Source organism: Bradyrhizobium sp. AZCC 1693 (genome assembly GCF_036924745.1).
In the GTDB taxonomy this organism is placed as follows: Bacteria; Pseudomonadota; Alphaproteobacteria; order Rhizobiales; family Xanthobacteraceae; genus Bradyrhizobium.
The window spans coordinates 5,209,027-5,228,548 of record NZ_JAZHSD010000001.1 but is presented as its reverse complement, the minus strand read 5'-3'; the positions used below and the strand labels follow the sequence as shown (position 1 = coordinate 5,228,548).

At 62.5% G+C, this 19,522-nt stretch carries 17 protein-coding genes and 1 pseudogene; 9 read left to right on the top strand and 9 right to left on the bottom strand.

Annotation, left to right across the window (positions count from 1 at the left end; translation table 11 throughout):
- Window positions 1–54 precede the first annotated feature (54 nt).
- A complete protein-coding gene (locus V1293_RS24920; protein WP_334513053.1) occupies window positions 55–444 on the top strand; it encodes a response regulator transcription factor in 390 nt (129 codons plus the stop codon).
- Between the two features lie 705 nt (window positions 445–1,149).
- Here V1293_RS24920 and V1293_RS24915 read toward each other — a convergent pair.
- Entirely contained in the window at window positions 1,150–1,707 is a 558-nt protein-coding gene (locus tag V1293_RS24915; protein ID WP_334516890.1) for a methylated-DNA--[protein]-cysteine S-methyltransferase, read from the bottom strand.
- Between the two features lie 93 nt (window positions 1,708–1,800).
- Between V1293_RS24915 and V1293_RS24910 the strand changes: the two genes are divergently transcribed.
- The 3 genes from V1293_RS24910 (at window position 1,801) to V1293_RS24900 (ending at window position 5,029) form a co-directional block, all read left to right on the top strand.
- Entirely contained in the window at window positions 1,801–2,163 is a 363-nt protein-coding gene (locus tag V1293_RS24910; RefSeq protein WP_334513051.1) for a DUF1304 domain-containing protein, read from the top strand.
- Between the two features lie 126 nt (window positions 2,164–2,289).
- Window positions 2,290–3,516, top strand: a complete 1,227-nt coding sequence (locus V1293_RS24905) for an ABC transporter substrate-binding protein (protein WP_334513049.1) — start codon at window positions 2,290–2,292, stop codon at window positions 3,514–3,516.
- A gap of 286 nt (window positions 3,517–3,802) precedes the next feature.
- Complete coding sequence (locus V1293_RS24900) at window positions 3,803–5,029, top strand: ABC transporter substrate-binding protein (protein WP_334513047.1); 1,227 nt, start codon at window positions 3,803–3,805, stop codon at window positions 5,027–5,029.
- 168 nt (window positions 5,030–5,197) lie between these two features.
- Here V1293_RS24900 and V1293_RS24895 read toward each other — a convergent pair whose 3' ends face one another.
- Entirely contained in the window at window positions 5,198–5,623 is a 426-nt protein-coding gene (locus V1293_RS24895) for a DUF1330 domain-containing protein (protein ID WP_334513045.1), read from the bottom strand.
- A 145-nt stretch (window positions 5,624–5,768) separates the two neighbouring features.
- Here V1293_RS24895 and V1293_RS24890 point away from each other — a divergent pair, with 145 nt between their 5' ends.
- Entirely contained in the window at window positions 5,769–7,991 is a 2,223-nt protein-coding gene (locus V1293_RS24890) for a transglycosylase domain-containing protein (RefSeq protein WP_334513043.1), read from the top strand.
- Between the two features lie 129 nt (window positions 7,992–8,120).
- Here the strand turns inward: V1293_RS24890 and V1293_RS24885 are convergent.
- The 4 genes and pseudogenes from V1293_RS24885 to V1293_RS24870 form a co-directional block, all read right to left on the bottom strand.
- Window positions 8,121–8,971, bottom strand: a pseudogene (locus V1293_RS24885) (M48 family metallopeptidase).
- Between the two features lie 197 nt (window positions 8,972–9,168).
- Window positions 9,169–10,518 carry a polyhydroxyalkanoate depolymerase gene (locus V1293_RS24880; RefSeq protein ID WP_334513041.1) on the bottom strand — a complete coding sequence of 450 codons (1,350 nt, stop codon included), beginning with the start codon at window positions 10,516–10,518 and terminating at the stop codon, window positions 9,169–9,171.
- Between the two features lie 127 nt (window positions 10,519–10,645).
- Complete coding sequence (locus tag V1293_RS24875; RefSeq protein ID WP_442894371.1) at window positions 10,646–11,413, bottom strand: ABC transporter permease; 768 nt, start codon at window positions 11,411–11,413, stop codon at window positions 10,646–10,648.
- A gap of 47 nt (window positions 11,414–11,460) precedes the next feature.
- Window positions 11,461–12,258 carry an ABC transporter ATP-binding protein gene (locus V1293_RS24870; RefSeq protein ID WP_334513039.1) on the bottom strand — a complete coding sequence of 266 codons (798 nt, stop codon included), beginning with the start codon at window positions 12,256–12,258 and terminating at the stop codon, window positions 11,461–11,463.
- 133 nt (window positions 12,259–12,391) lie between these two features.
- Between V1293_RS24870 and V1293_RS24865 the strand changes: the two genes are divergently transcribed.
- Together V1293_RS24865 and V1293_RS24860 are read left to right on the top strand one after the other, a co-directional pair.
- The gene (locus tag V1293_RS24865) at window positions 12,392–13,717 is read left to right on the top strand and encodes an ActS/PrrB/RegB family redox-sensitive histidine kinase (protein ID WP_334513038.1); all 1,326 of its coding nucleotides are present in this window, start codon (window positions 12,392–12,394) and stop codon (window positions 13,715–13,717) included.
- Window positions 13,718–13,826: 109 nt separating this feature from the next.
- A complete protein-coding gene (locus V1293_RS24860) occupies window positions 13,827–14,381 on the top strand; it encodes an ActR/PrrA/RegA family redox response regulator transcription factor (protein ID WP_057852373.1) in 555 nt (184 codons plus the stop codon).
- 122 nt (window positions 14,382–14,503) lie between these two features.
- Here the strand turns inward: V1293_RS24860 and V1293_RS24855 are convergent, their stop codons facing one another.
- Window positions 14,504–14,989, bottom strand: a complete 486-nt coding sequence (locus V1293_RS24855; RefSeq protein ID WP_334513036.1) for an MmcB family DNA repair protein — start codon at window positions 14,987–14,989, stop codon at window positions 14,504–14,506.
- A 182-nt stretch (window positions 14,990–15,171) separates the two neighbouring features.
- Here V1293_RS24855 and V1293_RS24850 point away from each other — a divergent pair, with 182 nt between their 5' ends.
- Window positions 15,172–16,281, top strand: a complete 1,110-nt coding sequence (locus tag V1293_RS24850) for a vWA domain-containing protein (RefSeq protein ID WP_334513034.1) — start codon at window positions 15,172–15,174, stop codon at window positions 16,279–16,281.
- A 165-nt stretch (window positions 16,282–16,446) separates the two neighbouring features.
- Here the strand turns inward: V1293_RS24850 and V1293_RS24845 are convergent, their stop codons facing one another.
- Window positions 16,447–17,265, bottom strand: a complete 819-nt coding sequence (locus tag V1293_RS24845; protein ID WP_334513032.1) for an RMD1 family protein — start codon at window positions 17,263–17,265, stop codon at window positions 16,447–16,449.
- Window positions 17,266–17,423: 158 nt separating this feature from the next.
- Here V1293_RS24845 and V1293_RS24840 point away from each other — a divergent pair, with 158 nt between their 5' ends.
- Window positions 17,424–18,098, top strand: coding sequence for an MBL fold metallo-hydrolase (locus V1293_RS24840; RefSeq protein ID WP_334513030.1), 675 nt, complete (start codon window positions 17,424–17,426; stop codon window positions 18,096–18,098).
- A gap of 142 nt (window positions 18,099–18,240) precedes the next feature.
- Here V1293_RS24840 and V1293_RS24835 read toward each other — a convergent pair whose 3' ends face one another.
- Entirely contained in the window at window positions 18,241–19,449 is a 1,209-nt protein-coding gene (locus tag V1293_RS24835) for an extracellular catalytic domain type 1 short-chain-length polyhydroxyalkanoate depolymerase (protein WP_334513027.1), read from the bottom strand.
- Window positions 19,450–19,522 lie beyond the last annotated feature (73 nt).

The following is a 19,522-nucleotide window of genomic DNA, read 5'->3' as shown; positions in this document are numbered from 1 at the left end:
AGAGACACCTTCCGGTCGTCTCCAGGAAGGACCGCCGTTCCAGGAAGGACCACGGTGTCCAACCCACCGGTAATTTCAATCATCGACGATGATGGATCCGTTCGCGCCGCGACCCACAACCTCGTGAGATCGCTTGGCTACGCCGTCCATACATTCGCGTCGCCCGAAGAGTTCTTGCGATCGTCGCAGCTGGGTGACACATCGTGCGTGATAGCGGATGTCAGAATGCCGTCCATGAGCGGGCTCGAATTGCAGGCCTACCTGCTTGCCCGGGGACACAGCCTGCCGTTCATTTTCATCACCGCTTTCGCCGTCGAGAGCGATCGCGCGCGCGCTCTGAAAGCCGGAGCGATCTGCTATCTGACCAAGCCCTTCGACGGAGAAACCTTGATCGGGTGCCTCGATGCCGCCCTGGAACGAAAAGGCGCCGCAACGGGCAAATGACCCGGCCGGGTTGGCGCCGCGGTAATGGGTTGCGGGCCGGCTATACGCAAGGATGACCCCGCCAAACATCTAGACAAGTTGAAGAAAAGTGGTGACGGCGCGAGACTTCGCATCGTCGCTCCCCGAGAGAACAAGGGCGACAGCAAAGCATCACATTTTGATCAGGCAGTGGCAATTCCTCAGAAGGAGGTCGCCATGCGTTTAGAACCGCGCTGCTCTCATTGCGACAATGAAGACCCGAAAATCATCTGCCTGCGAAATCCTGCGATTGAACGCTACTGCGGACGCTTCTGTCTCGACAAGGGTCACGAGAGTTTCATTCGCTGGATACGGCGTACAAATGCGGAGGTCGCGTCATGACAAACTGCTGCGGAAATCCTGAGTGCAAGCGCCCCTTCGGGCTGGTCCGGCGCAGCTGGTATTTCGAACAGTTTTGCTCGGTGAAGTGCCGCGAGATTTACAAACGTCAGCTGGAACGCAACCGCGCCTACTGGAAATGGCTCTACAAATGTCCCGAACCGTCGGTCGCGGGAAGAAGCTGATCCAGCTACGGGGTGGAACGAACACCCAAGGAGCGGCCATGACGACAGTGTATGCGATGCTGGTGGGAGCGATACTGGCCTGGGCCCCCACGGTTCTTGTGTTCATCTATATCGTGCGGGACATGCGAAACACACGAGGCCTCGATTAGCGTATGACGGGTTCTCAAGCGCAGCTTCCAGTCGCTCGATTGACCCGCCCCCCTTCTTGAATCCGGGCGCCCTCGTGCTGCAACAGCCAGCGCTTGCGCTGCAGCCCACCGCCATACTTCACCAGCGAGCCGCTGGCACCGATCAGGCGGTGACAGGGCAGGACTACGCTGATCGGATTCGAGCCGTTGGCGTGGCCGACGGCGCGGACGGCTTTGGGCATTTTGAGCTTCGCGGCGAGCGCGCCATAGCTCAGCGTCGTGCCTAAGGGAATCCGGGGCAGCGCGTTCCAGACCTTTTGCTGGAACGGCGTGCCGGCGACGCGCCACTCGATCGCAGCAAGGCGGTCGAGGTCGCCCTTGAAATAGCCGGTCAATGCGGCGCGCAACTCGCCCGGCGCCGGCGCATCTTTCAAATTCACCGTGCCATAATGCAGGCGCAGCAATTGCTGCATGCGCGGCTCATAATCGTCCCAGTCCAGCGCGCGGAGCAGGCCGTCCGCATCGGTGACCAATAGCGCCGTCCCGATGGGCGTTGGAAGGCGATCGAGGTTGAAGTTTTCGGGCATCGTCATTCCCTGAAAAATATCGGCGGGGCGATCCGCACTTTTCACGCACGCCATGCTAGCGTCCACCCGAATTCCGCTGCCGGTTTGGGGGACCGCAACATGATCTTCATCGCCAATTCTCTGGTCGCGGTGGTTGCCGCGCTGCATGTGTTCTTTCTGGTGCTGGAGATGTTTCTCTGGGACAAGCCGCTGGGCCTGAAGATCTTCCGCAACGAAATCGAGAAGGCAAGGGATTCGAAGGTGCTGGCCGCCAACCAGGGCCTGTATAACGGCTTCCTCGCCGCGGGCCTCGTCTGGGGCCTGTTCCATCCCACTCCGGGCTTCGCCTTCCAGATCAAGGTATTCTTTCTGCTCTGCGTGATCGTGGCGGGCGCCTATGGCGCGGCGACCGTCAGCCGCCGGATCCTCTACGTGCAGGCGGCGCCCGCGACGCTCGCTTTGGTCCTGCTCTGGCTGGCTTGACGGGCTCACCTTTCACTGCCTTGCGTTGCCAAATCCGTTCCGCCACACTCGCTGGCAACGATGACGGCTGGCCATCCGAACCGGTGACCGGACACGATCATCGGTCAACACTACGGAGGCAGCGATATGAGAAGTGGCATTCTTCATCTGCTTGCAGGCGCGGCGGTTGCGATCGCGCTATCGGCGACATCCGCAAGCGCGCAGAAGAAGTACGATACCGGCGCGAGCGATACCGAAATCAAGATCGGCCAGACCGTTCCATTCTCAGGCCCGGCGTCGGCCTATGCCGGCATCGGCAAGACGCAGGCAGCCTATTTCAAGATGATCAACGAACGGGGCGGCATCAACGGCCGCAAGCTCAATCTGATCCAGTATGACGACGCTTACTCGCCGCCGAAAGCCGTGGAGCAGGTGCGCAAGCTGGTCGAGAGCGACGAGGTTCTGTTCACCTTCCAGATCATCGGCACGCCGTCGAATGCGGCCGTCCAGAAATATCTCAACGCCAAGAAGGTGCCGCAGCTCCTCGCCGCGACCGGGGCCTCCAAATTCACCGATCCCAAGAACTTCCCTTGGACGATGGGCTACAATCCCAACTACCAGTCCGAGGGACGTATCTACGCAAAATACATTCTGCAAAATCACCCCAACGCCAAGATCGGCATTCTCTACCAGAACGACGACCTCGGCCGCGATTACATCACCGGACTGAAGGAGGGCCTGGGCACCAAGGCCACGTTGATGATCGTCGCCGAAGCCTCCTATGAACTAACCGATCCGACGATCGACTCGCAGATCGTCAAGCTGAAGGCAGCGGGCGCTGACCTGCTCTACGACGCCTCGACGCCAAAATTCGCAGCGCAGGCCATCAAGAAGGTCGCCGACCTCGGCTGGAAGCCGGTGCACATCCTCGACATCAATGCGAGCCCGGTGTCGGCCACGCTCAAGCCCGCGGGCCTCGATATCTCCAAGGACATCATCTCTACCAATTACGGCAAGGACCCGGGCGATCCGCAGTGGAAGGACGATGCCGGCATCAAGGCCTATTTCGCCTTCATGGACAAATATTACCCCGAGGGTGACAAGCTCAACACCGTCAACACCTATGGTTATTCAACGGCGGAATTGCTGGTGAAGATCCTGCAGCAATGCGGCGACGATCTCACGCGCGAAAACATCATGAAGCAGGCCGCCAATCTGAAGAACGTCACCGGCAGCCTGTCGCTGCCCGGCATGGTCACCAACACCTCGCCGACCGACTACCGCATCAACAAGCAGATGCAGATGATGAAGTTCAACGGGGAACGCTGGGAACTGTTCGGACCGATCATCGAGGATACCGGACCGGCCGGTTAGCGCCCCGCGCTGATTCAAGACACAAGCCGCCAGCATCACCTATGATGCCGGCGGCTTTTGTTTTGAGCGCCGCAACGCCCGCGCGACCGTGCATCATTTTGTGGCTGGCACAGGTAATGGGTTCTTTTTGAGCAGGCGGAACCTGATACCCGAACCCACGCCCTTTGGGCGCCTTGCATTGCAACATGCCTTCCGCCACTATTGTGGCAGCGACGATATCCGTGCGGCCGGACCGGCCTGCGGCACGATCAGCGCCAATCATAAAACACACGAGGAACGCAGCATAATGAAGAAGGGTATTTTCCATCTGGTGACCGGCACGGCGCTCGCACTTGCGCTGTCGGTCTCGACGGCTTCCGCGCAGAAAAAATACGACACCGGCGCGACCGACACCGAGATCAAGATCGGCCAGACCAATCCATTCAGCGGACCGGCCTCCGCCTATGCCACCATCGGCAAGACGCAAGCCGCCTATATCAAGATGATCAACGATCAGGGCGGCGTGAACGGCCGCAAGATCAATCTGGTCCAGTATGACGACGCCTACTCGCCGCCGAAGGCCGTCGAGCAGGTCCGCAAGCTGGTCGAGAGCGACGAAGTGCTGCTCACTTTCCAGCTCCTCGGCACGCCCTCGAACGCAGCGGTGCAGAAATATCTCAACTCCAAGAAGGTGCCGCAGCTCTTCGCCGCAACCGGCGCATCGAAGTTCACCGACCCGAAGAATTTTCCATGGACGATGGGCTTCAACCCGAACTACTTCGTCGAGGGGCGCATCTACGGCCAGTACATCATCAAGGAATATCCGAACGCCAAGGTCGGCGTGCTCTATCAGAACGACGACCTCGGCAAGGATTATTTGAACGGCATCAAGGCCGGCCTCGGCGACAAGGCGGCGAAGATGATCGTGGCGGAAGCCTCCTACGAAGTCTCCGACCCGACCATCGACTCGCAGATCCTCAAGATCAAGGATGCCGGCGCGGACCTGTTCTTCTCGGCGACGACGCCCAAGCAGGCGGCGCAGGCGATCAAGAAGATCCACGAGCTCAACTGGAAGCCGGTGCACATCCTCGACATCAACGCCACGTCGGTCGGCGCCGTGATGAAGCCGGCGGGACTCGAAGCCTCCAAGGGCGTGATCAGCGTCAACTACGGCAAGGATCCGCTCGATCCGACCTGGAAAGATGACGCGGGCATGAAGAAGTATTTCGAGTTCATGGCGAAGTACTATCCCGACGGCGACAAGGATTCGAGCTTCAACTCCTACGGCTACATGACCACGGAATTGCTGATCCATGTGCTCAAGGCCTGCGGCGACAACCTGACCCGGGAGAACGTGTTGAAACAGGCCACCAGCCTGAAGAACGTTCAGCTCGACCTGCTGCTGCCGGGCATCACCGTCAACACCCGGCCTGACGATTACCGCGTCAACAAGCAGTTGCAGATGATGAAGTTCAACGGCGAGCGCTGGGAATTGTTCGGCCCGATCCTCGAGGACAAGGGCGCGGCAGGCTAGTCGCGACGACCCAATCGAAACGATCGGCGGAAAGAAGCGATCGGCGGTCCCTCGGGACCGCCGATTTTTTTTGCATTCGTCATGCCCGGGCCTGGCCCGGGCATCCACGTCTTAACGGTATAGCAGCCAGAAAGAGTGGATGGCCGGGACAAGCCCGGCCATGACGATCTAGGCAGGTATCTCGCCAAACGTCTTGCCGACCGGCAGCACCGCGTGGCGGATCAGGCGGGAATCCTCCACCGCAGCCTGGCGGTGTTTCACCGCTTCGCGGTAGACGGGATCGCGGATCATCTCGGCGAATGCCGCGACGCTTGGGTATTCGGCGATGAAGCAGTGATCCCAGCGCTCGTCTTGCGGCCCGATCAGCATCAGTTCGAACCTGCCCTGCCAGACGATGCGGCCGCCGAGCCGTTCGAACACCGGGCCGCTTTCGCGCCCATAGGCCGCGTAGGCTTCCGCGCCCGTCGCCTTGCGGCCGTCGGGATAGGCGGCCTGCGCGCGCAAGCGAACCAGATTGAGCATGTGGATCGGACCCGGCCGGTCATTGGCCCGAAATTGCGCAAACACTTCCCTGGTAGGATCGATGTGGCCCATGCCGATTTCTCCCGAGAACGCCTTGGTTTGCAGCCATCTTAATATGGCCCCGCCGCACCTCCTAATCCCGCATTAACCTTTCCGTAACCGACCTTTAAACAGCCCCCGCTAGCGTATGGCGGGACGGGTGTGAACGGCGTTTGTCATGGCGTGGGGACGGAAAAAGAGCGGCGGACGCAAGGAGCCGCTGTTCGGGCTTCCGGCAGCGCTCGCGGACTTGCGGCTTTCACCTGAGGATCGCATTCCAGCCGCCGTCGACGACGACGACAAACCGAAGAAATCAGTGCCCAGGCGCAAGCACGAAGAGGACGACGATGAGCCGCCGCCGCGCGAGCGCAAGCCGCGCGCGGGGAGAGGCGGCGCCAAGCGGCGTGCGAAATCGCGCGGCCGGTTCAGGTTCGGCCGCCTGATCTATTGGGGCGCGGTGCTCGGCCTGTGGGCGACGATCGCGATCATCGGCGTCGTGGTCTGGGTCGGGGCGCATCTGCCGGCGATCCAGTCGCTGGAAATTCCAAAGCGCCCGCCAACCATCCAGATTACAGGCGTCGACGGCAGCCTGCTGGCTTCGCGCGGCGAAATGGCCGGGACCAATGTCGCACTGAAGGATCTGCCGCCTTATTTGCCGAAGGCGTTCATCGCCATCGAGGACCGCCGCTTCTATTCGCATTACGGCGTCGACCCCGTCGGCATCGCGCGCGCGGCCGTGGCCAACGTTCTGCATCGCGGCGTGTCGCAGGGCGGCTCGACGCTGACGCAGCAGCTCGCCAAAAACCTGTTCCTGACCCAGGAACGCACGATGGCGCGCAAGCTGCAGGAAGTGGAGCTGGCGCTGTGGCTGGAACGCAAGCACTCCAAGAACGAAATTCTCGAGCTCTATCTTAACCGCGTCTATTTCGGTTCCGGCGCCTATGGCGTCGAGGCGGCTTCGCAGCGCTATTTCGGCAAATCCGCCAAGAACGTCACGGTCGCGGAAGCCGCGATGCTGGCCGGCCTCGTCAAGTCGCCGTCGCGGCTGGCGCCGAACCGCAATCCCGAAGGCGCGGAAGCGCGCGCTCAGATCGTGCTCGCGGCGATGGCGGACGCCAAATTCATAAGCGCCGCCCAGGCCAAGGCCTCGATCGGCCATCCCTCGTATAATGTGAAGCCGGCCGGCGCCGGCACGATCAATTACGTCGCCGACTGGATCGGCGAGGTGCTCGACGATCTCGTCGGCCAGATCGACCAGAGCATCGTGGTCGAGACCACGATCGATCCGAAGCTGCAGAGTGTCGCGGAAGCCGCCATCATCGACGAGCTCGCGGCGAAGAGCGTGAAATTCAACGTCACGCAAGGGGCGCTGGTGGCGATGACGCCCGAGGGCGCGGTGCGCGCCATGGTGGGCGGGCGGAACTATGCCGACAGCCAGTATAACCGCGCGGTGACGGCCAAACGCCAGCCCGGCTCGGCATTCAAGCCGTTCATCTACCTGACCGCGATCGAAGGCGGCCTGACGCCGGAAACGATCCGCCAGGACGCGCCGCTCGATCTCAAGGGCTGGCGCCCTGAGAACTACACCCATGAATATTTCGGCGCGGTGACGCTGACACAGGCGCTGGCGATGTCGCTCAACACGGTCGCGGTGCGGGTCGGCCTCGAAGTCGGACCGAAGAACGTGGTGCGGACCGCGCACCGGCTCGGCATTTCATCAAAACTCGAGGCCAATCCCTCGATCGCGCTCGGCACCTCGGAAGTGTCCGTCATCGAACTGGTCGGCGCCTATGCGCCGTTTGCCAATGGCGGGCTCGGCGTCTCCCCGCATGTCGTGACCAGGATCCGCACCAATGAAGGCAAGCTGCTGTATGTGCGGCAGCCCGACCAGCTCAGCCAAGTGATCGAGCCGCGCCATGTCGCTGCCATGAACACGATGATGCAGGAGACCCTGCTCTCGGGCACCGCGCGCAAGGCGGAGATTCCGGGCTGGATGGCCGCCGGCAAGACCGGCACCAGCCAGGATTTCCGCGACGCCTGGTTCATCGGCTACACGGCCAACCTCGTCACCGGCGTCTGGCTCGGCAATGACGACAACTCGCCGACCAAGAAGGCAACCGGCGGCGGCCTGCCGGTGGAAGTCTGGACCCGCTTCATGCGGTCGGCGCATCAGGGCGTGCCGGTGGCCAGCCTGCCGAACTCGCAGCGCGGCGGATTCATGTCGAACCTGTTCCAGACCGCGTCGCAGGCCAGCGCAACGCCGGCTCCGTCAGCCCCGCAGGGCGGTTCGTATCGGCCAGCGCCGGCGCGAACCTCCGCGCCACCACCCAATCCAAATGCGCGGCCGGAGGCCGCGGCGGGACTCGATGGCTGGCTGGTGGACCGGTTGTTTGGAAGATAGGCGGTCTTCCGTGCCCCGGATGCTGCGCAGCACGCAGTGATGCGCTGCTGATCCGGGGCCTAGCAAGATGTGGGTCCCGGCTCTGCGGAGCAGCGCGAAGAGCGCTGCACCGCGTCCGGGACACGAGCGTCAATCCTCGACCCCGTAGCGATGCAGGTCGTTGCCGTAGGTGTCGAGCCAGCGCTTGGCGCGTTCGACATGGTCGCAGATGCGGCCGACGACGCGCCAGAACCTGGGCGAGTGGTTCATCTCGACGAGATGGGCGACCTCATGGGCGGCGAGATAGTCCAGCACATAGGGCGGCGCGAGAATCAATCGCCAGGAATACGACAATGAGCCGGCCGAGGTGCACGATCCCCAGCGGCTCGACTGGTCGCGGATCGAAACCCGCCTGACCCGCACGCCGAGATCCGCCGCGTAGGCCAGCGATGCCTTGTGCAGGTCCTTCCGCGCTTCGCGCTTGAGAAAGTCGTGGACGCGCCGGTCCATGTGCTCGTAACCGCCGGCCACGCACAAAATCTTCTCGCCGCTGTCGCGGGTTTCGGTCCACACCGTGCCGCGCTCACCTGCGCGATGCACGATCCGGTGCGGCACACCGCGCAACGGTATGACAGTGCCGGCCTGAAACGGCGCGGCCTTCGGCAGACGGCCGAGACGGGCGGCGATCCAGCCGCCGTGAAGCTGCGCAAAATCCTTGGCTTCCATGATCGTGCCGCGCGGCGGCATCGTCAGGATGGCTTCGCGATCCGTTGGATGAATGCGCAAGGTGTATCGCCGCGCGCGGCGATGCCGGCGCAACCTGATCGCAAAGACTTGCGAGCCGTGCTTGACCAAAAGAGTCGCGGGTTCGGCGGGCCGCCGATAAAGGAGGGCGCGAGTAGCCATATCTTGGAGTCCGGGGAGCAGGAGTTCGCCCGGATTCTGCCATATCCGCCGCCAGGGAAATCGCATCTAAATTGCTCGGCGCAAAAACAAATCAGTTGCCCAATATACAGGGCCTTGGCGGCAAATGGCCTCTAGGGGATGGGGTTGGAACCCAAAATTTTGGCTGGAACCAGGAGTCAAAAAGGCCCCTCAAGAAGTGAGTCTGAACTCACCGCTTGATTCGACCGGAATCCGGAATGTTTGAATCTTCTCAGCAACTTATCGGCAGCTCGGAATCGATGCCGCCCGGGCACTATTCGGCGGCACGGACCAATGTCGGCTTGATATTAGCCGCTGACAGCTTGGTATTGGCCGCCGACATCATGAAATCGGAGATGCGCGGCACGATTTCGGAACGGAATCGCGAACCGTTGAACACTCCGTAGTGCCCAACGCCCTTTTGCACGTAATGCACACGTCGATGATCCGGAATATGCGGGCACAATGCGTGCGTCGCTTCGGTCTGACCGAGGCCGGAGATGTCGTCTTTCTCGCCTTCCACCGTCATCAGCGCCACGCGGCGGATCTGCGACGGATCGACCGGCTGGCCGCGATGAGTCATCTCGCCCTTGGGCAGCGCGTGCTTGACGAAGACGACATCGACGGTCTGCAGATAGTACTCCGCCGTCAGATCCATCACCGCGAGATACTCGTCATAGAATTCGCGGTGCTTGTCGACCATGTCGCCGTCGCCCTTCACCAGATTATTGAACAGCGCCTTGTGCGCGTCGGTGTGGCGATCGAGATTCATGGTGATGAAGCCCGAGAGCTGCAAAAAGCCCGGATAGACGTCGCGCATCACGCCGGGATGCGGAAACGGCACCTTGGTGATGACATGGTTGCGGAACCATTCGATGCCGCGCTGGGCCGCGAGGTTGTTCACTGACGTGGGATTGCGGCGGGTATCGATCGGGCCGCCCATCAGCGTCATCGACAGCGGCACGAAGGGATCGCGCGCGGCTTCCATCACGGAAACAGCCGCCACCACGGGCACCGAAGGCTGGCACACCGCGATCACATGCATGTTGCCGCCAAGCACGTGCAGCATCTCGATGACGTAATCGACATAGTCATCGAGATCGAAGCGGCCCTCGGCGAGAGGAACCATGCGCGCGTCGGACCAGTCGGTGATGTAGACTTCATGCGTCGGCAGGAACGCCTCGACCGTGCCGCGCAGCAGCGTCGCGTAGTGGCCGGACATCGGCGCCACGATCAGCACGCGCGGATGGGGTGCGCGCAGCGGCCGGGTCAGCTTGCGATCGAAATGCAGCAAACGGCAGAACGGCTTTTCCCAGATCGAGCGGACTTCGACCGGCGTACGTACGCCGTTGACCTCGGTGGTGTCGAGATCCCATTCGGGCTTGCCGTAACGGCGGGTGGTGCGTTCGAACAACTCGCAGGCCGCGGCGATCGATTTGCCGACTTCGGTGTGTGACCAGGGATTAAGCGGATTTTGAAACAGGATCTTGGTGGCGTCGGTCACGGCGCGCGCCGGGTTGAGCGACGCGTGGCCCATTTCGTACATCCAGTACATCGGCGTCGTGAGCGCCGGACTGCCTTCGGCCACTAGGGGCGGTGCGCCGCCAAACTCACCAATCGGCATTTTATTTCTGACCTCTGTTTGCGCCGCAGCATAGTGCAGAATGGGTAATAATGCGTCAATGCACCGAACGCTCCTATCCAGATGTATAAGGGACGAAAAACCCCGCAAATCCACGGGGAACTGTGACTTATTCGCCACCTCCGAGCAAAGATCCGTGGTGTTTGGCGCTGCGCAAAAGGGCGAGGAAGATCGCAAAGGAGGCAACGAACAGCACCGCGTTGATGCCCAGCGACCAGACCATCAGGTCGGCCCTGAAGACGTGATCGATCAGAAGCGCGCGCATGCCCTCGAACACATAGGTCGGCGGCAGCGTCCAGGCGATATATTGCAGCCAGGCAGGTAGCACCGCGACTGGATAATAGATGCAGGCGAGCGGCATCAGGCCGAACATCAAGGTCCAGACGATGCTCTCGGCGCCCAGCCCGTTGCGCAGCACCAGGCCGGATACGAAAATTCCGACCGACCAACTCGTGAAGATCAGATTGCAGAAGAACGCGATCAGCGGCAGCCCGATCGCGAAGAAATTGAAATCGAAGAAGAACAGCGCCAGCAGCGTCATCGGGATCACGCCGATCGCCAGCCGGATCAGGCTCATGATCATCAGCGAGATCAGAAACTCGATCGGCTTCAACGGGCTCATCATCAGGTTGCCGAGGTTGCGCGCCCACATCTCCTCGAGGAACGAAATCGAGAAGCCGAGCTGGCCGCGGAACAGGATGTCCCACAGGATCACCGCCCCGATCAGCGTGCCGCCGGCACGCGCAAAGAAATTGTCGTTCTGCGAAATGTAGTTCTGCAGAAAGCCCCATGTGATAATCTGCAGCGCCGGCCAGTAGATCAGCTCCAGCAGCCGCGGCCAGGACGACATCAGGAGATACCAATAGCGCAGCACCATCGCCTGGATACGGTGCCAGGAAATGGCGCGATGGACTGTGATCTCGCTCACGACGATGCCCCCTCCGCCACCCGGCCGCGCGCGACGTCGAGGAACACTTCTTCCAGCGTGTTCCGGTTGTAGCGCGCCATGATCTGGTCGGGACTGTCGTCATCCTCGATGCGGCCGCGCTTCATGATGATGACGCGGTCGCACAGCCGCTCCACTTCCAGCATGTTGTGCGACGCCAGCAGGATGGTGGCGTCATGGGTCTTGCGGAAGTCTTGCAAATGCTGCCGCACCCAGTCGGCGGTATCAGGGTCGAGAGACGCCGTCGGCTCGTCGAGCAGCAACAGTTCAGGCTGGTTGATCAGCGCCTTCGCCAGCGCGACGCGGGTCTTCTGCCCGGCCGAGAGTTTGCCGTTGGCGCGATCGAGGAAATCCTTGAGATCGAGGTCGGATGCGAGCTGTTCGATGCGCTCGGCGAGATTCTTCACCGCATAGAGCCGGCCGAAGATGGTGAGGTTCTGCCGCACCGTGAGCCGCATCGGCATGTCGACATAGGGGCTCTCGAAATTCATCCGGCCGAGCACCTCGGCGCTTTGCTCCGGCATCGGATGACCGAGCACCTGGACGCGCCCCGAGGTCGGCAGCACCAGTCCCATGATCATGGCGATCGTCGTGGTCTTGCCGGCGCCATTGCCGCCGAGCAGCCCGGTGATGCTGCCGCGCGCGATCCGGAACGACACGTCATCCACCGCGCGGGTGGTCTTGTAGAGTTTTATCAGATGCGCGACGTCGATCGCGGCGGAGCTTTCCGGCCCGGCCGCGGGAGACTGTGCTGGCGCTGTCTCACTATTGTCCATGACGCCCCGTTCATTGGGCCATCATGGCTGGCAGCGCAAGGCTTTGGGCTGCTTGCCGCCATGCAGGCCCCCGTGCCGGACCGGATGACCGCGCGAATTTGTGATCGCACGCCCGCGCGGCTAAACTCCGGATATGACCGACGTCGCCGCCTCCGATTTCCGCCTTCCGCACCGCTATGTCCGTCTCGATACGATCCTCCGGCTGCGCTGGCTGGCTGCGCTCGGCCAGCTCACCGCGATCTTCATCGTGGCGCATGGGCTGGAATTCGCCTTTCCCGTCATCGCCTGCGTCGCCATCGTCGGCATTTCGGCGCTGCTCAATCTCGCGCTGCAAATTGCCTTCAACCCGATGCAGCGACTGGAACCTGTCTATGCAGCGGCGCTGCTCGCGCTCAACATCGTCGAACTCGCCGCGCTGCTGTTCCTGACCGGGGGCTTGCAAAATCCGTTTTCGTTCCTGTTCCTCGCCCCGGTCCTGATCTCGGCGACGGTGCTGCCGATCCGGATGACGGTCGGGCTCGGCCTGCTCGCGGTCGCCTGCGCCTCGGCGCTGGTGTTCTTCCATCTGCCGCTCCCGTGGGACAGCGAAGACCCGCTGGTACTGCCGCCGATCTATCTGTTCGGGGTCTGGCTCTCGATCGTGCTCGCGATCGGCGTCACCAGCCTCTATGCGTTCCAGGCGACCGAGGAGGCGCGAAAACTTTCCGACGCGCTGGCTGCGACCGAGCTGGTGCTGACGCGCGAGCAGCATTTGACCCAGCTCGATGGCCTCGCGGCCGCCGCCGCCCATGAACTCGGCACGCCGCTGTCGACGATCTTCCTGATTTCGCGGGAGCTGGAAAAGACGGTCGACGGCAACGACCCATTGGCTTCCGACCTGAAAACCCTGCGCGAGCAGGCGCAGCGCTGCCGCGACATCCTGGCCAAGATCACCCAGCTTTCCTCCTCCGGCGCACCGTTCGACCTCATGCCGCTGTCGACGCTGATCGAGGAAGCGGTGGCGCCGCACCGCGATTTCGGCGTCGCCATCAAGGTGCGGCTAGCTGTCGCAGCCACGCGCGAGCCGGTCGGCGCGCGGAACCCGGCGATCCTCTATGGCGTCGGCAACATCCTGGAGAATGCCGTCGATTTCGCACGGACGACCGTGGAGGTGAACGCCTGGTGGAACGCCGATACGGTCGAGATCGTCATTTCGGACGACGGCCCAGGCATCGCGCCCGATATGCTGAAACGGATCGGGGAACCCTATTTATCAAGGCGCCGCAGCGCCGATGAGGCCAACCGCGAACGCACAGGACTCGGTCTTGGCGTGTTCATCGCCCGCACGCTGCTGGAACGGACCGGCGCCAAGGTTTCCTTCTCCAACCGGACCTTTCCCGATCACGGCGCCGTGGTGCAGATCGCCTGGCCCCGCGCCCGTTTCGAGACCGAGGAAAGTGCTGCAGGCCCAGCGGATTAGAACCATCCCAGGCATGGGGGAAAGCAAACCGATTGGCTTTTGAGGGCCTTGGCAGTGCTATATTGTCACGCCATATGGTTCATAAGTACCACAACCGGGGGAACCCGACTTGAACGCCATCGCCGAACTGAACGATCTCGCCGACCGCTCGCTGCTGATCGTCGAGGACGACAAGCCGTTTCTCGAGCGCCTGTCGCGCGCGATGGAAACCCGCGGCTTCGCGGTGACATCCTGCGACACCGTGTCCGACGGGCTGGCGCAGATCAACAAGGCCGCGCCGGCCTTCGCCGTGGTGGACCTGCGGCTTGGCGATGGCAACGGGCTCGACGTGGTGTCGGCGCTGAAGCGCAAGCGCCCCGACGCGCGCACCATCGTGCTGACCGGCTACGGCAACATCGCCACCGCCGTCACGGCAGTGAAGATGGGCGCGGTGGATTATCTCTCGAAGCCAGCGGATGCCGACGACGTCGTGGCGGCGCTGCTCGCCAGCGGCACCGAAAAATCCGAGCTGCCGTCGAACCCGATGTCGGCGGATCGCGTGCGCTGGGAACACATCCAGCGCATCTACGAGATGTGCAACCGCAACGTCTCGGAGACGGCGCGGCGGCTGAACATGCACCGTCGCACCCTGCAGCGGATTCTGGCGAAACGCGCGCCGCGGTAAGCTCTTAATTTGTGACGATCGCTCTTCTCGTCATGGCTGGGCTTGTCCCGGCCATCCACGTCTTTGCTGCCACACCATTGTAAAACGTGGATGCCCGGGACAAGCCCGGGCATGACGACGAACTAAAACTCCCCATGGCCCTGCGGATCGACCAGGCGGTTGATCCGTTGCGCCGCCGCCATCGCAAAGCGCACCGTCATCGATTTGCGCGTGGCCGCCGGCAGGCGGTGCTCGGGGGCTTCGCAATGCAGGTGCGCGCCGTAGGCGTCGGCGATGATCAGGCCCGTGTCTTGCGGAAATATCTCGCAAGGCAGGTCCTGCGTGAAGGCGAAGAACAGCCGGTCGCAATGCATCCGGTAATCCTGCCATTTCTGGTCGGCGCGCAGGTCTTCCACCGATGACTTGATCTCGACGATCCAGATTTCGCCCTTCTCGTTCAGCGCCACCAGATCGGCGCGCCGCCCCGAGGGCAGCGGCAGCTCGCTGATGCAGGAGAACCCCAGCGATCGTAACAGCCGCGCAGTGCCGCGTGCGATCGCCAGCGCCGTTTCCGACTGACGGCGGTCCGGCGCGGGAACGAGACTGACGTGGCGGGCTGATGATTCCATGGTCGTGAACCCTATCCGATTTCACGGCGACCACCCAGAGCGATGCCAATTCTGGGATGCCAAGTCCGGCATAAAGCCGGCCACAAATTTGTCCGCAACCCGCCCTTTTTTGGACCTCAGCGCACCGTGAAGCCAAGGGAACCTTGGCCTCGAGGGACAAAAACACTGGAGGAGATCTGACGATGCCCCGCATCGCTACGTCAGCTTTTGCCCTTGCCCTCACCGCCCTGTCCCTGTCCGGCGGCCCGTCGCCAGCCCTTGCAAAGCCCGCCGTCGAAGTGGCGTTCGTGCTCGACACCACCGGCTCGATGGGTGGCCTGCTCGAAGGCGCCAAGCGCAAGATCTGGTCGATCGCGACCGCGATCGTCGATTCCAATCCCGATGCCGACATCCGCATGGGCCTGGTCGCCTATCGCGACATCGGCGACGACTACGTCGCGAAAAAGGTCGAACTCACCACCGACATCCAGGATCTCTACGCCAACCTGCTGGAGCTGAAAGCCCGCGGCGGCGGCGACTGGCCGGAGAGCGTCAATGAGGCGCTCGATGTTGCCGTCAACAAGCTGCAATGGACCAGCGGTGGCGACACCAGACGGATCGTGTTCCTGGTCGGCGACGCGCCGCCGCACATGGATTACGCGCAGGACACCAAATATCCGGTCACGCTGTCGGTCGCCAAGCAGAGGGACATCATCGTCAACGCGGTGCTGGCCGGCGATGCCCGCGATACCGAGCGGGTGTGGCGCGACATCGCCCAGAACGGCAACGGCCGCTTCATCCCGATTCCGCAGGACGGCGGCCAGGTCGTCATCATCGAAACGCCTTACGACGAGGACATCATCATCCTGCAGCGGGAGATCAACGGCACCGTGATCCCTTACGGGCCCCGCGCGATGCAAAAGCGCACCGAGGGCAAGACCAAGCAGTTGTCCGAGGTCGCGCCCGCGCAGGCCTCGGAGATGGCGAGCTATCTCAACAAGCGTTCCAAGGCGACGTCCGAAGCCGTGACCGGCGATGGCGACCTTGTCGCAGACGTCTTTGCCGGCCGCAGCAGGCTTTCCGCCGTCAAGGAAGAAGACCTGCCCGACAATCTCCGCGCGCTGAAGCCGGAGCAGCGTAGCGAGGAAGTCAACAAGCAGATGAGCCAGCGCAAGGCGCTCAACGAGAAGCTCGCAGCCCTGGTGGCGAAGCGCGACAAATACGTCGCCGACCAGCGCGCCAAGGCGCCGCCGAAAGCGTCGTCGTTCGACCGCGTGGTCGAGGATACGCTGAAGGCGCAGATCAAGCGGTAGGTCTGCGGCGCTATCTCCGCGAGTCGTCCCTGCGAAAGCAGGGACCCATAACCACCGGCGCATGTTGTTGCGCCGGGCTGGAGCTACAGCCGTCGCACAACAGACGCCTGTGGTTATGGGTCCCGGCGCGCGCTCGCTTTGCTCGCTTGGCCGGGACGACAGAGCTCAGCCGTGCCGGCCCATGACGAGCTGATAGATCGTCATGATCACCTCGAACAGGATCAGCAGCACGATAATCACTTCGAGCCGCAGCGAACGCCGCGTATCGATGATATCGGTCAACACCTGCGCGCTCTCGGCGATCACGGCGAGCTTGCTGTTCAGCGATTCCGCGCGCTCCTTGAGTTCGTACTCGTCTTCCAGGCGCGCATAGAGCCGCTCAAGATGCGGCTTGTCCCACAGCACGTCGGGTTTCTCCGCTACCTCGACCGGCCCTGACACCCGGTGCCGCACCAGGAGCGCATTGCCAATATGCTTCAGGATCGAGCGGCGGCCGCCACCCATCCGGCCGCTGCGCGCCAGTTCTCGCGCGAACGGCTCCGTGGCGTCAAACACGCTGGCAACCTCGCGCTCGTGCCGCGCCAGGACGACGCTCTTCGCAAGCGCCTCGCCCACCAAAATCAGCCGCTCCGGCGAAAAGCTTTGCAGGCAAATCGGGCCGCCGGGTGGAATTTGGTCCTCCTTGTCCGAGCCGAGTTCAACGACGGCCGTTTCCTCGTCGCGCCTTACGAATGCTCCTGTCATGCGCGACTGCAGGCCGCGAAGGAATTCTTCCTCCTCCAGGGCATTGAGGCCGATCAAAACCACAACGCCGTAGCGAAACAGGATCGCGACGCCGCCATTTTGATTGACGCGAAAAGCGAGTGGAGTTGTGGAGAGAACGTCGCCGCGCTCGAGGCCCGACGCATTGAGGCGCTCGCCGACAAAGAAGGCGCGGACAGTTGTACGGGGCCCTTCCAGCGTCGATTTGGAAGCCTGGTTCATGAACTGCGATCCCGGCCGAAAATCGCGATCTGACCGATGCGAATTCCGGCTTCCGCCACCAAATATCCGTCTGTGAAACTCTATCACGGACTGAAACGGGCCACATATCGGTTCCCGCCCGTGTTGACCCCTTTTCAAGGTGGAATATGGTGCCTGCCATGGATGACAAAACCGAGACCCAGGCCAAGGCCGGCGCGATGATCGTGCCGGTGACGCTGTTCGAGCAGAACTGCACCATCATCTGGCACGAGCCTTCCAAGAAGGCCGTCGTGATCGACCCCGGCGGGGACGTTCCCAAGATTCTGGAGGCGATCAAGCAGAGCGGCGTCACGGTCGAGAAGATCTGGCTCACCCACGGCCATATCGACCATGTCGGCGGCGCCGCCGAACTGCGCGACATGCTGCAGGTCAAGATCGAGGGCCCGCACATCGCCGACAAATACCTGCTCGACAATGTCGTGAGCAGCGGCGAGCGCTTCGGCATGACCGGCGTGCGCAATTTCGGCCCCGACCGCTGGCTCGACGAAGGCGATTCTGTCTCGATCGGTGATCTCACCTTCGACATCCTGCACTGCCCCGGCCATTCACCGGGAAGCGTGGTGTTCTTCAACAAGGAATTGCGCTTCGCCCATGTCGGCGACGTGCTGTTCAACGGCTCGGTCGGGCGCACCGATCTGCCCGGCGGCAGCCACGCCACGCTGATCAGTTCGATCAAGGAAAAACTGCTGCCGCTCGGCGACGACGTGGGATTCATCTGCGGCCATGGCGCCGGCTCCAGCATCGGCCAGGAACGCCTGACCAATCCGTTCATCACCGGCGAGATCGGAATTTAATTCCGCTGGATCATGATGCGATCTGAGAGAATCGCATCATCTCATCTCTTTGTTTGAGCATGATCTCCGGGCAAACGCTTCGCGTTTGTCCCGAGCGAAAACCGGTTTCCACCTTTCGGGATCATGCTCGAGGCCCGCGCGGCTATTTCATCAGTCCCGCCGCCGTCAGCGCGCGGGTAATGACGGCGCCGACGTCGATGCCACGGCGCTTTGGTTCGCGCGGCGCTGGCTTGGGTTGGCGAACCGGCTTGTGGGACCTTGACCAGAGCGTGGCGGCGAGATCGGACGACTGCAGGGATTCCGTGGCAGCGGATGGAACGACCTTCGGCGCCGGCGCCGGTTTGGCCGTCTCGCTGGCCGGACAGACGCGCCCGGTCAGGCCGAAGAAATCAGCGATGTGATAGGACGACGAGATCCCCGCTTCGATCAGGAACGCGCCTTCCGCGCCATAGCGCTCGTCATTGCCGGCCAAGCCCAGCGGCGTGCCATGGGCCATGTCGGTGATGGTGTAGGACTCGACGACGGTCTCGCCGTCGGCGTTCCACCAGACCTCGCGCGGATGACCATCGACATCCCCCATCGACATCGGCTCGCCCGGCAGACCGTGAACGTCGAGCCATTGCTTGACGATCTCGTTGGCGTTGCCCGGGTTCACCGTGCGGTCGGCGCTGCCGTGCCACACCGACACTTTCGGCCAGGGGCCCTTGTGCTTGGAGGCCTTGCGGACGAGATCGCCCAACTTGCCGGCGGGGCGCGATGTCGACTGCATCATGCCGCCCAGCGCTTCCCGGACATTGCTGGCAATGCCATAGGGCAGACCGGCGATGATGGCGCCGCCTGCGAATACTTCCGGATAGACCGCCAGCATCACCGACGTCATCGCGCCGCCGGCGGAAAGCCCGGTCACGTAGATGCGGCGCGGATCGATTTTGTGATCGGCAACCATCCGCGCGACCATCTGCCGGATCGACGCGGCCTCGCCGCGGCCGCGCGCGATGTCGCCCGGATTGAACCAGTTGAAACAGGTGTTGGCGTTGTTCGCGGCCTGCTGTTCGGGCATCAGTAATGCAAAGCCATAGCGCTTGGCGAGCGTCGACCAGCCGGTGCCGAAGTCGTAAGCAGCCGCAGTCTGGCCGCAGCCGTGCAGGACGACGACCAGCGCGGCCGCGCGCGGCGATTGCTCCGGCACATAGGCAAACATTTTTAGCGCGCCGGGATTGGTGCCAAATCCTGAGATTTCAACGAGCGGACTGCCCGCTGGTGAAGCGGTTCGGCCATAGATTCCCAAGCCATTGAACCCGTTCAGCTTCGGGAAATGGCGCAAGAATTCGACGTTCTTCGCGAGCGACAAGATGGCTCCTGGGGCGATTGTGTCTGGGTGATTGTTCTTAATGACGTTACTTGAAACAGATAGTTGCCGCACT

Coding starts and splice junctions, on each gene's coding strand:
- V1293_RS24875 (WP_442894371.1), bottom strand. CDS start 11,413: ATGGTGCTGCGCTATTGGTATCTCCTGATGTCGTCCTGGCCGCGGCTG.
- V1293_RS24840 (WP_334513030.1), top strand. CDS start 17,424: ATGGATGACAAAACCGAGACCCAGGCCAAGGCCGGCGCGATGATCGTG.
- V1293_RS24915 (WP_334516890.1), bottom strand. CDS start 1,707: ATGACGATGCCCGAAAACTTCAACCTCGATCGCCTTCCAACGCCCATC.
- V1293_RS24890 (WP_334513043.1), top strand. CDS start 5,769: ATGGCGTGGGGACGGAAAAAGAGCGGCGGACGCAAGGAGCCGCTGTTC.
- V1293_RS24910 (WP_334513051.1), top strand. CDS start 1,801: ATGATCTTCATCGCCAATTCTCTGGTCGCGGTGGTTGCCGCGCTGCAT.
- V1293_RS24845 (WP_334513032.1), bottom strand. CDS start 17,265: ATGAACCAGGCTTCCAAATCGACGCTGGAAGGGCCCCGTACAACTGTC.
- V1293_RS24870 (WP_334513039.1), bottom strand. CDS start 12,258: ATGGACAATAGTGAGACAGCGCCAGCACAGTCTCCCGCGGCCGGGCCG.
- V1293_RS24905 (WP_334513049.1), top strand. CDS start 2,290: ATGAGAAGTGGCATTCTTCATCTGCTTGCAGGCGCGGCGGTTGCGATC.
- V1293_RS24895 (WP_334513045.1), bottom strand. CDS start 5,623: ATGGGCCACATCGATCCTACCAGGGAAGTGTTTGCGCAATTTCGGGCC.
- V1293_RS24855 (WP_334513036.1), bottom strand. CDS start 14,989: ATGGAATCATCAGCCCGCCACGTCAGTCTCGTTCCCGCGCCGGACCGC.
- V1293_RS24850 (WP_334513034.1), top strand. CDS start 15,172: ATGCCCCGCATCGCTACGTCAGCTTTTGCCCTTGCCCTCACCGCCCTG.
- V1293_RS24880 (WP_334513041.1), bottom strand. CDS start 10,518: ATGCCGATTGGTGAGTTTGGCGGCGCACCGCCCCTAGTGGCCGAAGGC.
- V1293_RS24865 (WP_334513038.1), top strand. CDS start 12,392: ATGACCGACGTCGCCGCCTCCGATTTCCGCCTTCCGCACCGCTATGTC.
- V1293_RS24900 (WP_334513047.1), top strand. CDS start 3,803: ATGAAGAAGGGTATTTTCCATCTGGTGACCGGCACGGCGCTCGCACTT.